14 protein-coding genes are annotated in these 13973 nt (G+C 42.6%); 12 read left to right on the top strand and 2 right to left on the bottom strand.

The window, feature by feature from the left end; all coding sequences use genetic code 11:
• Positions 1-17: 17 nt before the first annotated feature.
• The 4 genes from DTQ70_RS29390 to DTQ70_RS29370 all read left to right on the top strand — a co-directional run bounded on the left by DTQ70_RS29390 (position 18) and on the right by DTQ70_RS29370 (position 3016).
• The gene (locus DTQ70_RS29390; RefSeq protein ID WP_122934113.1) at positions 18-839 is read left to right on the top strand and encodes a helix-turn-helix domain-containing protein; all 822 of its coding nucleotides are present in this window, start codon (positions 18-20) and stop codon (positions 837-839) included.
• A gap of 330 nt (positions 840-1169) precedes the next feature.
• A complete protein-coding gene (locus tag DTQ70_RS29385; protein WP_122934112.1) occupies positions 1170-1997 on the top strand; it encodes a S9 family peptidase in 828 nt (275 codons plus the stop codon).
• A gap of 235 nt (positions 1998-2232) precedes the next feature.
• Positions 2233-2529: a DUF1778 domain-containing protein gene (locus DTQ70_RS29375; RefSeq protein ID WP_122934615.1), complete on the top strand. Its 297-nt coding sequence runs from the start codon at positions 2233-2235 to the stop codon at positions 2527-2529.
• Positions 2486-3016 carry a GNAT family N-acetyltransferase gene (locus tag DTQ70_RS29370; protein WP_229600036.1) on the top strand — a complete coding sequence of 177 codons (531 nt, stop codon included), beginning with the start codon at positions 2486-2488 and terminating at the stop codon, positions 3014-3016. Before DTQ70_RS29375 ends, DTQ70_RS29370 begins: the two co-directional genes overlap by 44 nt.
• 16 nt (positions 3017-3032) lie before the next feature.
• On the opposite strand, the gene DTQ70_RS29365 is transcribed toward DTQ70_RS29370, so the two are convergent.
• Together DTQ70_RS29365 and DTQ70_RS29360 are read right to left on the bottom strand one after the other, a co-directional pair.
• Entirely contained in the window at positions 3033-3731 is a 699-nt protein-coding gene (locus tag DTQ70_RS29365; RefSeq protein WP_122934109.1) for a LytTR family DNA-binding domain-containing protein, read from the bottom strand.
• Positions 3728-4789, bottom strand: a complete 1062-nt coding sequence (locus DTQ70_RS29360) for a sensor histidine kinase (protein ID WP_122934108.1) — start codon at positions 4787-4789, stop codon at positions 3728-3730. The genes DTQ70_RS29365 and DTQ70_RS29360 overlap by 4 nt, the downstream gene beginning before the upstream one ends.
• Positions 4790-5019: 230 nt before the next feature.
• Between DTQ70_RS29360 and DTQ70_RS29355 the strand changes: the two genes are divergently transcribed.
• From DTQ70_RS29355 to DTQ70_RS30955, 8 genes are all read left to right on the top strand, one after another.
• Positions 5020-7404: a TonB-dependent receptor domain-containing protein gene (locus DTQ70_RS29355; protein WP_122934107.1), complete on the top strand. Its 2385-nt coding sequence runs from the start codon at positions 5020-5022 to the stop codon at positions 7402-7404.
• Between the two features lie 82 nt (positions 7405-7486).
• The gene (locus DTQ70_RS29350) at positions 7487-8935 is read left to right on the top strand and encodes an ATP-binding protein (RefSeq protein WP_122934106.1); all 1449 of its coding nucleotides are present in this window, start codon (positions 7487-7489) and stop codon (positions 8933-8935) included.
• A 19-nt stretch (positions 8936-8954) separates the two neighbouring features.
• Entirely contained in the window at positions 8955-10109 is a 1155-nt protein-coding gene (locus tag DTQ70_RS29345) for a hypothetical protein (RefSeq protein ID WP_122934105.1), read from the top strand.
• Positions 10110-10127: 18 nt separating this feature from the next.
• Entirely contained in the window at positions 10128-10874 is a 747-nt protein-coding gene (locus DTQ70_RS29340) for an SDR family oxidoreductase (RefSeq protein WP_122934104.1), read from the top strand.
• Positions 10875-10908: 34 nt separating this feature from the next.
• Positions 10909-11619, top strand: coding sequence for a class I SAM-dependent methyltransferase (locus DTQ70_RS29335; protein ID WP_122934103.1), 711 nt, complete (start codon positions 10909-10911; stop codon positions 11617-11619).
• Positions 11620-11718: 99 nt separating this feature from the next.
• Positions 11719-12348, top strand: a complete 630-nt coding sequence (locus DTQ70_RS29330) for an HPP family protein (protein WP_122934102.1) — start codon at positions 11719-11721, stop codon at positions 12346-12348.
• A gap of 157 nt (positions 12349-12505) precedes the next feature.
• Entirely contained in the window at positions 12506-13009 is a 504-nt protein-coding gene (locus tag DTQ70_RS29325; RefSeq protein WP_122934101.1) for a DUF6141 family protein, read from the top strand.
• A 20-nt stretch (positions 13010-13029) separates the two neighbouring features.
• Positions 13030-13623, top strand: coding sequence for a hypothetical protein (locus DTQ70_RS30955; RefSeq protein WP_164490265.1), 594 nt, complete (start codon positions 13030-13032; stop codon positions 13621-13623).
• The last annotated feature ends 350 nt before the right edge of the window (positions 13624-13973 follow it).

The raw sequence follows: 13973 nt of genomic DNA, 5'->3' as shown, positions 1-13973 counted from the left end.
GATAAACGTTAAAATAGATGCTCAAAGAATTTTCATTAAAGCAATTTGGCAACCTTCGTTCTTTGGATAGCGAAAGTGCCCTACAATCCATTGAAGAGCACATAAAAATTCTTTTTCTGCCCAAAAACACAGCCATCCAAGTTGACTTCCAACATTTCCTCTTGGACTCGGATGCAATGCTCTTTATCAACCCTAAAGTGGTGATACAATTCTCTCAAAGTGAGCATAATAAAGAAATATTACTGCACTTCAATCGCGACTTTTATTGCATCGAAATTCACGACCAAGAAGTAGCTTGCGACGGGATTTTGTACAACAATGTGTTTGAAGTACCTTTCATTAAGCTAAGAGATAGCCAATCGTCGTACATGCAAAAAGTCATCAGGGAGATACAACATGAGATGGAAAACGACGATGCTAGCACCGAAGAAATGTTGCGAATTTTGCTCAAACTTATTATTCTCAAGTCCACGCGGATTTGGAAGGAACAACACCAATTGGCTGAAAACGAACAACATGCTGATGTGCAATTTTTGAGAAAATTTAGCAAGTTGGTGGAGCAACATTACAAAACCCACCATACCGTAGCCGACTATGCTGATATGCTTTTTATCACGCCCAAAAATCTCAGCAAAAAAATAGGATTACTTAGCAAAGACACCCCCAACGACATCATCAAAAACCGAATCATCCTCGAAAGCAAGCGCCTTTTGGCTCACACGTCTTTGTCGGTCAAGGAGATTGCGTACAGCCTAAATTACGAGGACGACGCCTATTTTGTTCGGTTCTTCACCAAAAACACGGGCATCTCCCCTACATCGTTCCGAAAACAGTTCTGATTTCGTTGTTTTTTTTAACGGCTAACTATAATGATTATTAGCTGCGTAATAGAAATAGCTTTATACTAACTTAACGCGAACTTTTCAAGATAAGTACTTGGTTTTGTGCCTCATAGAGGCTTAACATTTGTAGAACAATGAGGGTTTGTCCGATTTGGTGTGCCATAGGTACACCACTTGTAAGCGATGTTGTGTACCTACGGCACACTAAAATAAGAAAATAGGCCCCTATAACTACAAAGAGGTAGTGCCTATAGGCACATTTCTTGAAAAGTTCGCGTTAAATTAGTAGCTTAGCTTCAGACCAGGCCATTTTAAACTTACACCCAAATGAAGGCATTCCGAAAAACCACACTCCAGCTTTGCATCCTTCTTTCTATCATAGCCACTCTTGTTTTCACTAGCCATGCAAGCGATGAGCGTGCCACCGTTCATACGACATGGAACGGGTTTGAAATGCTGGAGTTTCAATTTGAGGGCGTCGAAGCCAAAGTAGTTCTTCCCCAACAACCCAACCAACACAAAAACTGGATTTGGCGTACTCAGTTTTGGGCGCACGAACCGCAAGTGGACATTGCCTTGTTGCAAAAAGGGTTTCATGTGGTGTATGTCGATGTGGTGGATTTGTACGGTGGACCAAAGTCAATGCGCCGATTCGATGGTTTTTACAACCATCTGATTCAACGTTTCGGGCTTAACCCCAAAACGGTCTTTGAAGGTTTAAGCCGAGGCGGTTTGGATGCCTACAATTGGGCTTCGCAGAACGCAGATAAAGTGTATTGTATCTATGCCGATGCGCCCGTATGCGACATAAAAAGTTGGCCAGGCGGCTTGGGCAAGGGGAAAGGTTCAAAAACTGACTGGGAAAAATGCCTTAAAGCCTACGACTTGACCGAAGTGACAGTCAATGATTTTAAGGACAGCCCCATCAACAATTGTGTAAAACTGGCAGCCGCCAAAATTCCTCTCTTACACGTTTGTGGAGACGCAGACGATGTCGTCCCCATTGATGAAAATACGTATCAGTTAGCAGAAAAGTATCGAAGTGCTGGCGGGGCGATTGAGCTCATTGTAAAAAAAGGAGTAGGACATCACCCACACTGCCTAAAAGACCCGCAACCCATCGTTGATTTTATTTTAAAAAATACGGGGAATTGAGGGTTCGACTATTTTTAAATCCATAAAAACCGTGTCTAATCCATAATATCCGTGTACTATTATCGACGATTTTAGCACACGGATAAACTGACTTAACAGCATCGTTTTTTCCATCACTCCCCTCCCTTTCTCACCACCATTTTCAAAAAATCTTCCCGAAAATTGCTTCCGAGTGGCACTTCTACTTTTTGAAATGTACGGGTATTTTACGTACATTTATGGAAAATTTTCATTTATGAATACCGCAATTAAAGAACAAGCGCGATTTGACGCAAGACTTTCAAAGGAACAAAAAGAATTCTTTGAAAAAGCCGCTTATCTAGGTGGTTTTAGAAGCTTGACTGACTTCGTGATTTTGACAGTGCAAGAAAAAGCAAAAGAAATTATGAAGGAAAAAGAACAAATACTAGCATCTGAGAGAGACAGTCAAATCTTTTTTGACGCAATTACCAATCCCCGAAAACCTTCAAAAACGCTAAAAAGCGCGTATGAAGACTATAATGCGTTTGTATCGACTCAAAAAAATGACTGAGCTTTTAGACAAAAAACATAATCGGGAGGGTTTTGACTGCGGGAAAGAGCTTTTAAACAATTACTTAAAAACCCAAGCAGGACAAGACATCAAAAGAAAACTATCTGCCTGTTTTGTGTTATCAGATGCAGCAACCAACGATATTCAAGGCTACTATACCCTCTCGAATAATAGCATCCCCTTGAGTAGTTTTCCCGAATCCATTCAAAAGAAGCTTCCAAAATCGTACACTTCCATCCCAACTACTTTATTGGGAAGGTTAGCAATCCACACCAAATACCAAGGCAAAGGAATTGGAAAAATATTGTTAATTGATGCTTTAAAAAGAAGTTACCACATTTCCCAAGAAATAGGCTCATTTGCGGTTGTTGTTGACCCAATCGACGAAGACGCTGAAAAGTTTTACACGAAATATGACTTCATAAAACTTCCTGACAGCAAAAAAATGTTTATTGCTATCAAGACATTGCAGGAACTATTCACATAGAGCAAAAACAAGCACTTCACTCCCCTCCCTTACTCATCACCATTTTCAAAAAATCTTCCCGAAAATTGCTTCCGAGCGGTACTTCTCCTTTTTGAAGTAACAGGATACGGTAGGACTCTATAATGCTGATTTTCTGAATATTGACCGCAAATGAGCGATGAACCCGCACAAACTGCGACGCGGGCAAAAGTTCCAACACCGAACCAAACGTCTGCGTGATGTTGAAGGTGCTGTGCTCGGTTACAAATTTAACTTGATTGCCTTGCGCCTCTACGTAATACAGTTCGTCAAAAAACAACTTTATCAATCTGCCGTCTGACTTCAGGAAAATATGGTTTTCGGGCGTGTTGGGTTGCTGCTTTAGGGCAGCCTTGGCCTTATCAATAGCCTGCAAAAAACGCTCCATCGAAAAAGGTTTCAACAGGTAGTCTGTGGCCGCAAGGTCAAAGGCTTCGTGGGCGTGTTCTTTATAGGCCGTCGTAAAAATGGTAATGGGTTTGTGCGGAAGGCTTCTCAGAAAATTAATACCGTTCATCACGGGCATATTAATGTCTAAAAATAGCACATCCACCCTGCCCGTCTCCAAAATGGGTCTTGCCATAAACACGTCAACTACCGAACCAACCACCTCTATTTCAGGCAAATACCTACAGTACCCTTCGATTAGTTGACGCGCTAGTGGTTCATCATCCACTATGAGAGCCTTCAGTATCATGTCAATCTTAATTTAACCGTAAAAGTATTGTTTTTCTGCTCGATACTTAGGTCATGGCGGTGAGGATAAGCGAGTTCCAATCGTTTTTTCACATTGTCCAATCCCAAACCACTGTGTTGCTCCAGCGCATTTCGGGTGACGTTAGGGTCAAAACTATTCTGAACGGAAAAAAGCACCGTTTTACCCCAAATTTGGACATCTATGGCAATCTTAATCTGCGGATTTTGGGTGTTTTTGGAATGCTTAAACGCATTTTCCACAAACACAATCAAAAGCATAGGAGCAATCGGCGGAGCTTCGGCAAGCGATTCGGGCCAATTTGTGACCAGTTCCAACCGTTCGCCCAACCGTATTTTTTCAAAATCTATGTAGTTTTTCAAGTAATTGATTTCGTCTTCGAGGGCTACCAACGTAGCCTTGGTGTCATATACCGTATAGCGCAACAGGTCAGATAATTTGAGCAACAGCGGCGGCAACTTAGAAGCATCGTGTATCGAAAGTGCGTACAGATTATTGAGGGTATTAAACAAAAAATGCGGGCTCAACTGACTCTGCAAAAGCTTCAATTCGGCATCGCTTACGTTGGCTTTGGTCTCGGCGGTAGTAATTTTTTGCTCAATCTGGTGTTTGATAATAGCCACTCCCATCGTGGTAACAAATCCCAACCCCATCAAGGCCAGATTCAGATACAACAGCACCGAAAAGCTCCCAGTAAACCTTAAATAATTGATTGCTAAGCCAAAACCCAATAAAAACCCAATAAAAAGCACCCCTAAAATCGTTACGGCGAGGTCTAGATTGCGCGGGTTTTTGCTCAAATAATACGCTGCGATAAAACGCCCTGCCGCCGCGCAGCCTATCGTCAACACGCTACTTATCAAGGCTTGGTTCTTTTCACCTTCTAAATCAATGATGTGAAATGTGAAAAGGACGGCAAAAAACAACCCCACCGCTCCTATAGCCCACTGAAAAAGGGTAATAACAATCTGCTTTGGTTTGCCAAAAATAAGCCAAAGTACAACCACCGAAAGGGTAAAAACGAGAATATTTCCAGCCATATTATTTTAGTTTTGGGGTCAAAAATGGGAAATCTGTTTCATTACTTTCCTCCTCGGCTGACAGAAAGGCTTTTTTGACTGACGAAAACCATAAAATACAAATTTACGCCTTCCTTCTACTCCTTCGTCAGTCGATTTTCCCTTTTTATCACAGCAGCTGCCCTTTCTGTCCGTCCCCTTCTCCAATAAACCGCCCCTTTCCGAGTTTTGCCAAAAAACCACAACGCAGCATGAAAAATTGTATTCTACTCTTTCTCTTCATTACCACCACGGCATGGGCACAGAGCAACTTGAAGGGAGAAATCAAAGACCACCACAACGAAGCCGCCGTAGGTGCCAATGTGCTATTGATTGCCTTGCCCGATAGCCAGCAAGTAGCGGGCGTCGCGACCAACGCCCAGGGTAAATTTGAATTTACGAGCTTAAAACGGGGAAATTATTTCCTTAAAATCAGCTATTTGGGTTCAAAGAAATACCAAAGCCCCACTATTCGGCTAAGCGCAACGTCTTTGGTGCTACCGACCATTTTTTTACTCCCCGAAAAAGCCCAACAACTTGCCGAAGTTGTCGTTAAAACGACGCGTCCGTTGGTGGTTCAGGAAGAGGACAAAACCGTCATTAACGTAGAAGCCATGAACGGTGCCGCCACCCTCTCCGCCCAAGAAGTGTTGGAACGAACCCCGAGCCTAGTGGTAGATCAAAACGGCAATGTACAGCTCAATGGCCGCAGCAACGTGTTGGTGCTCATCGACGGGCGGCCTACCTACATGAGCGGCACCGACTTGGTGGCTTACCTCAAATCGCTACCCGCCCAAATGTTGGACAAATTGGAGCTGATGGACTCTCCACCCGCCAAATACGACGCCACAGGCTCGGCCATTGTAAACATTGTACTGAAAAAAAATCGCCTCTACGGCCTAACGGGAAACATTAGCACCAGCCAAAGTGTAGGGCATACATGGCGGAGTTACAACAACCTTAACCTCAATTACCGACAAGGAAAACTCAATCTTTTTGGGGGCGTAGGTTTGCCTCGCGATGCCAATCGTACGGTTACTACTTCCACCCGAACTATCACCGAAAATACTACTAATCAAGAATATACCAGCAACAACACCGCTACTTCTGAAAGTTTTGGTGGCACAATTCGGTTGGGTTTTGATTACGACAAAAGCAAAAATACGGTCATCGGTGGGCAGCTATTTTTGCAAAAAAACCAAAGAAACGACGGCGCGGTGTTTTCAAATTTGATTAACAACGAACCGTACTACGGCACCAACCGAGGGCAATTTGATTGGAACAATCTAAATGCCAACCTCAATTTTACCCACAAACCCCAAAAACAAGGCAGCGAGTGGAGCGGCGACGTAAACTACCAGCAATATGGCTCCAATGGCGTTAGAAATTTTCAGAGTAGCCATGCCAATAACACCCAGATTTTCAATAATGTTTTCTTCACGCCTGCCACAATTCTGACCTTCAAAACGGACTATCGACGCCCTGTTTCTAAAACAACAACATTTGAAATGGGTGCAAAAATAGGCTTTGTAAAAAACGCCAACGAAGCCGATGTGGAGAATAAAAAAGACCAGAACTTCGTACTTGACCCCACCAAAAGCAACCATTTTTTTTACAACGAAAACATCAATGCCGCTTACCTCAACCTACGCCATACGCTGAATAAACGCACCAGTTTGCAAATGGGGCTACGCGCCGAAAACACCAATATTGAAGGCAATCTACTACCCAACATCGCTACCACGGGCGAGCAATTTTCGCAGCATTTTACCAACCTCTTCCCCACTTTTTTCTTTCGGCGGGCGTTGGACAGCGTGGGCAAACACAGTTTGAGTTTCAACTACGGCCGCCGCATCAACCGCCCAAGTTATCAGCAGTTTAACCCATTTCTCAACTACGTGGACGACTACACTTTTACCAGCGGAAACCCCGCACTAAAGCCCTTTTATCTGCACAATCTTCAACTTCGTTACCAAAACAACAACGGTATTAGTGTAGGATTGGCCATGGATTTTGCCGATGGCTTGAATGGTGATTTGAACATTCGTGAGGGCGATGTATTTGTCCGAAAACCGTTCAATTTGGGCAAGGGCTATCGGTTTGGGATTGTGAGCAATTACAATAAAAAAATCAACAAGTATTGGACGACCAACGTGAGTTTTCAAGGGTTTCGTTTCAATATTCAGGGCACAGTAAACGGCGATGAAGCCATCACTCGGTACGTTTCGTTTCGCATCAATGTGGGGCAGCAGTTTAGTTTTGGGAAAGGCTGGTCGGCGGACTTGTATGCCAATATTGCAGCCCGCGACCAAGTATTTACCATGACCATGGGCAGTTTTTACTCAATTTACGTAGGCGTTGGCAAGAAAATCCTGAAAGACAAAGGCAGTATCCGCTTAATGATTGACGACCCGACTTTTGCCAACTACCGCACCGAAACCATGACCAATTACCAAAATACGACCCAATACCGCCAAAGTCAGAGCGATACTCGCCGCATTGGGCTCAATTTCAGCTATCGTTTTGGCAACGAAAAATACACCCGTCGCCGCCAAACCGAAGACGCCGCCGAAGAAGAACGCCGAAGAGTACAGTAACGGTTAAAATCAAGACAATTGTCAATATAAGAAGTTTTAAATCTACCTATTTTTACTATTTTTGTACAAATAGACAGATTTTATGAACAATTTAAGCCTTATTCCAACAGAAAAAATAATTGAGCGACTACGTTATGAAAACCCTTGGTGGGTAAACAAACAAATACCTGAGGTATATAGCACCATGTCTAAACGGCTGTATTTTAAGCTGTTCTATCCCTATGTAAACGAAAAAGATGTACGTAGAGCCCTAGTACTTATGGGGCCAAGGCGTGTGGGAAAAACCGTCATGCTATTCCACAGCATACAGCAATTAATAATGGATAATATAAGTCCGCAAAAAATTTTCTTTGTAGGAATAGATAACCCTATTTACGTTCATTTAAGTCTAGAAGACATTCTAACCTTATGTAAGCAATCACTTAATCAAAATAACCTGCAAGATTGTTATGTATTTTTTGATGAAATACAATATCTCAAGGATTGGGAGCGCCACCTCAAAGTACTTGTAGATTTATACCCTGAAACAAAATTTGTTGTGTCGGGATCCGCGGCTGCAGCTTTAAAATGGCACAGCACCGAAAGTGGTGCAGGAAGATTTACTGATTTTATGCTCCCCCCCCTTACGTTTCAAGAATATATTCATCTAAAAAGCATGAATCATTTAATCTATGAAGGTAATATCATATATGGCAAAAAACAGCTTCCTTATTGCCTTACTCATGATATAAAAGCTCTCAATAAAGAGTTTGTTCATTACTTAAATTTTGGTGGTTACCCTGAAGTAGTTCTCTCTGATAAGATACAAAATGATATGGGGCGATACGTAAAAAACGACATTGTAGACAAAGTATTATTGCGTGATTTACCTAGCTTATATGGCATAAAAGACGTACAAGAATTAAACCGATTTTTCACCTATATTGCATACAATACAGGAAATGAATTTTCGTATGAAATAATGAGTAAAGATAGTGGAATACAAAAAGATACTCTGAAAAAATATTTAGAATATTTAGAAGCCGCATTTCTCATAAAAGTATTAAATAAAGTTGATGTAAATGCCAAACGGTTAAAAAGAGTAACAAGTTTTAAGGTATATTTAACTAATCCCTCTCTACGTACAGCTTTATTCTCGCCCATAACTGAAACCGATAGTGAAATGGGAAACTTAGTAGAAACAGCAGTTCTATCACAATGGATGCACCGAGAAAAATTAGATTTAACCTATGCACGATGGAAAGATGGTAGAAGTGAAGGAGAAGTCGATCTAGTTTTGGTTGACGACAAAAAATATAAGCCAGTTTGGGGTGTTGAAATCAAGTGGAGTAATCGCTATTTTGAAAAACCTAAAGAGCTCAGAAGTCTTGTTCAATTTTGTAAAGCTAATTCATTTGAAAAAGCATTAGTAACCTCTATTGACCAAAATGGTGTAAAAACGGTAGATAGCCTTTTATTTACCTTTTTACCAGCTTCTATTTACAGTTATAATATAGGTGATATCACTTTGAAAATTAAGAATAGTAATTGAAAATAATAAATCATTTATAATGAAACAATTAAACCCAAATATACTAAAAGAACTTACCCTTTTTTGGAGTCTGCTGTTGGCCACCACCGCTTTTGCTCAGCAAGCCCCCATCGACGTCACCGAACAAACCATCAAAATTGGCCCTATGCAGGAGCAAGAATTGCAGTTTGGGTTTGCGGCGGGCGATAAAATTTTGTTTCAGTTTAAGGAAATAAATGACAAAGAACTCAAGGAAATAGAGGTCATTGAATACCCTACGACCTCAAAGTTTTCGGACTATAAAACTACCCAAATAGACACCAAGACCATTCAAGTCGTAAAACAGGGGGTGTATTTGTTTAAGTTTAAAAATGGGGCAATTTTAGGCCGTATTTGTAAAATCAAAATCCAACGCGTACCCGCCAGCGAGGCCACCGTCAACTTCAATACGGCCGTGTCGTGGGAAGACAAGCAAGAAACCACCTACAATACCTATACCAAAGAGGTACTCGCTGGCTACGACACTACCTACACGCGCAAAACCAAAAAAGTGGTCGTAAAATCGGAGCAGCGCGAAGAATTGGTATTTGACAAACCCCAACGCGTACATTCTTCCGCCAACACCAACGGCAACAAGGCGTCGTTGTCGTTTACCTTGCCCAAAAACGTGATTACCCCTTACAAAACCACAAAAGTAGTGTCGTGGGCATATTGGGTGGGTGTGGGCAATGAAGCCAACGAAGCGTGGAAACAAAACTCTAAAATCATCGTCAGCATCGCCAAAGGGGCAGCGGCCTATTTCACCACACCCCTCGGGGCATTGGCAGCGGGAGTCGTCACCGACTTAGCCATTCCTAAAATGGGCGAAGACGTGTATTATGCCGTAGCCGATAAAGTCAATCGCGATTTATTTATGGCGGGGCAACCCCATCGAGTCATTGACCAAGGCAAGGGAGTCGCGGGTTTTAGAAAATTTTCTGACCCAGCCTTGAGCCAAGGAGCGTACTACATTTTGCTGTCCAACGACAACCTTGTGCAAGGCGTAGATGCGTCAGTGAAAGTAATTGCCATCGTTGAAACCACGACCTACGAAGACAAAGTCATTACTGAAACCACCCTTACGCCTCGCTACGAGAAAAAAACGTTTTCGGAACCTATCATCAAAACCGTACGAATGCCCGTGACAGGGAAGTAACCTTAAAAATATTCAAAAGTGGATAAAATAGCATTGATTACAGGTGGAAGCCGTGGAATTGGGGCGGCTACGGCTCTTTTAGCAGCTCAACGGGGCTATCGCGTTTGTATCAATTACTATAAAAATACAGACGCAGCTTTTCGAGTAGTAGATACCATCCAAGAAAACGGAGGCAAAGCCATCGCATTACAGGCTGATATTTCCAAAGAAAACGAAGTCGTCGGGCTATTTGAGCAACTTGATAAGGACTTGGGCCGACTCACGGCTTTAGTCAATAATGCAGGAATTTTAGAAACCCAGTCGAGGGTGGAAGGCATCACATCCGACCGCCTTCTGCGAATTTTTAACCACAACGTCGTAGGAAGTTTTATTTGCGCACGAGAAGCCATCAAGCGGATGTCCACCAAACACGGCGGAACAGGTGGAGCAATTGTCAATGTATCCTCTGTTGCTGCTCGTACGGGCTCTCCCAACGAATACGTGGACTATGCCGCCTCCAAAGGTGCTATTGACTCTTTTACCGTAGGACTCGCCAAAGAGTTGGCAGGTGAAGGAATTCGGGTAAACGCTGTTCGACCTGGTTTTATATACACCGACATTCACGCCAGTGGCGGCGAACCTCACCGAGTTGATCGTCTCAAAGCGATTATTCCTTTGAAACGGGGAGGGACATCCGAAGAAATTGCCAATGCGATTTTGTGGCTTCTTTCTGACGAAGCGTCCTTCACTACGGGGGCTTTTATTGACATCACTGGTGGAATATAGCTTTATCTTTCGTATTTCATTTCTATAACAGCCCATGAAAGACCTCATTTTACAGGCCTACGAACAAATGGCTGTCAAATACAGCGAACTAATTGAATACAAGCCCCATAACGCGCACTACGACCGTCCTAATACACTTAGTTTACTGCCCGATGTGACAGGTAAGAAGGTTTTAGATGCAGCCTGTGGTCCAGGAAAATACGCCGAGCTGCTGCTGGCACAAGGTGCTGAAGTGACGGGATTTGACCTCAGTCCTACGATGATTTCTTTGGCCAAACAACGCAATCCCCAGCACCAAGACAGCTTCTACGTTCATGACCTGGCCACGCCCTTCGAGCAACTCTCCAATGGCTCGTTCGATATTGTTCTTTGTGCCTTAGCTTTGCATTATCTGCCTGATTGGACGCTTACGATACAAGAATTTTGCCGTGTCTTAACGCCTCAAGGGCTCCTTGTGGTATCGATAGAGCACCCGTTTTTTGAGTACAATTATTTCAAATCGACCAACTATTTTGACGTTGAGCACGTCAAATGTGTTTGGAAAGGGTTTGGGCAATCTGTGGAAATCAACAGTTTTCGACGACCTCTAAACGAGTGCATCGCCCCGTTAACCGACAATGGTTTTTACATTGATAAACTCGTAGAACCCAAACCCACCCCCGAGTTTGAAGCCCTCGACCCCAAGCATTTCAAGGAGCTCAATGAGTTCCCCGCTTTTATGTGTATTCGTGCCGTAAAAAAATAGCCTACTGAAATTTGGTACAACTTTTTGATATTTGCAGTCATATCAGATTTGCTACGAATTCCGCACGTCGTAGCACCACTCATAAGTTGTATTCCAAAGATGGTAAAGTCAAAAATTAGAAGAGGCTACAGAATAGCCAAGTACATTGTATATAAAGAAACGCTGGTTGATTCGGTCGAAAATTTTTGGTCGTTTACTGGTGCTTTTTTAGGAATTGGACTCATTGCACTCTTGCAAACAACCCTTTCCGACGCCGATAATTTGTTTTTAATCGGGTCGTTTGGCGCCTCCTCCGTTTTGATTTTTGGAGCTATTCAAAGTCCATTGGCGCAGCCTCGCAACTTAGTTGGTGGACATATTATCTCGGCTATTTTAGGTGTAACAATCTTTCAAGTATTCCCCAATATCATCTGGCTGACAGCCCCTTTGGCAGTTTCTTTATCCATCCTGTGTATGCAAGTCACCAAGACCTTGCACCCACCTGGTGGCGCCACAGCATTGATTGCGGTCATTGGTTCAGAAAAAATCAAGCACTTGGGTTATTGGTTTGTTTTATCGCCCGTCGCTTCGGGTGTGTTTATTCTGTTGGTAGTAGCGCTTATTTTTAACAATCTTACCCCTCGTCGCAAGTATTCTACAAGCCGTCGTTTTTCGAGGACTTTTCCATGGGCAGCTTATACCACAAAAAAAATCCTGAAAAGAATGAAAAGAGAGGCTGTAACAAGCTAATTTTGAGAAACCAGCTGCACGCGCACACGGGCCGTGCCTGAGGTTTCTCAAAACCGAAGTAAGGGTTTCTCAAAACCCAATGCCGCACAAACTTCGCTACCAATAGGCTGGTTTTGAGAAACCAGCTGCACGGCTAGACACCTTTAAAAACAAAACCATGCAAGACAAAATCCTTTTTCACGAAAAACAAAAATTTACCCAATGGTGGCTTTGGGTGATTCTTTTGGGGGTTGGTTTTATCTTTGTTGGTACCTTTTTGATGCAAATAATAGGCGGTACTCCACTCGGAGACAATCCATTGAGCAACGAAGGGTACGTAATTGGCCTCTTTATTATGGCGTTTTTTCTTGCTTTTTTCTATTATTTAGAACTCGAAACCATCATTAAACCAAGCGGAATTTACGTACGCTTTTTCCCATTTCATCTTTCATTTAAACATTACCCTTGGGGTTCAATACGTAAATGCTACGTAAAACAATACTCTCCCATTGGGGATTTTGGAGGTTGGGGAGTTCGAATTAGCCTATTTGGAAAAGGAACAGCCTACAACGTAGATGGCGATTATGGGCTCCAACTTGAATTTTTAACTCCTAAAAAGCTCCTAATTGGGACTCAAAAACCCCAAGAACTAACAGAAGCACTCGACCGAGCAAAGCTATAATCTCAAAAAATCAACATCTTATGAAAAACCTTATCCTTATTTTGCTCGTATCCCTCGTCCTACAAAGTTGCCTTAGCGATTCCCACCCACCTATCAATACCCTAGGAGGATGGTACACACTTACGTCTATTTCCTCTGACACACCTGTAGATTTAAACAACGATGGAGTGCGTTCGGCTGATTTTTTGAAGGAATTAACTGCACGTTATTACGCACCTAACCAATCTACATCACTTCCCATGTTTACCCCAACAGGTTCTTTGTATAACGCTGAAATAAGACCACACACGAGTAATCAAACTGCCTACCCCAGCATTAATTTTAACTTCCCACACCAATCCATTGACTCAACTTCATTGGCGAATCGTGCCTATTTCCTTCACTTTTACCAACCTGTTTTTGAAGGATTTACGTACGAAATACAAAACGGCCGAAGTATCAAGCTGATTGATAAGTTACTCACAAACAAAGAAAAGATAGGCACCGTTACTCATTTAGAACGGATTAACTCCGACTCTTTTGAATTAACGATGGACAAAAAAGTATTTGACTTTGCCGATAAGAAGTGGAAGAATGCCCATTTAAAAGCTATTTATCTGCGAAAGGGTTTATAAATACCTGAGGTTTCCACATGGCCGTGCCTGAGGTTTCTCAAAACCGAAGTAAGGGTTTCTCAAAACCCAATGCCGCACAAACCTCACTACCAACAGGCTGGTTTTGAGAAACCAGCAACACGCACTGTGCCTGAGGTTTCTCAAAACCGAAGTAAGGGTTTCTCAAAACCCAACGCTGCATAAACCTCGATACCAACAGGCTGGTTTTGAGAAACCAGCAACACGCACTGTGCCTGAGGTTTCTCAAAACCGAAGTAAGGGTTTCTCAAAACCCAATGCCGCATAAACCTCGATACCAACAGGCTGGTTTTGAGAAACCAGCAACACGCTCTGTGCCTGAGGTTTCTCAA

This window comes from Runella sp. SP2 (assembly GCF_003711225.1).
In the GTDB taxonomy this organism is placed as follows: domain Bacteria; phylum Bacteroidota; class Bacteroidia; order Cytophagales; family Spirosomataceae; genus Runella.
This window is presented reverse-complemented; position numbering and strand designations above follow the sequence as displayed.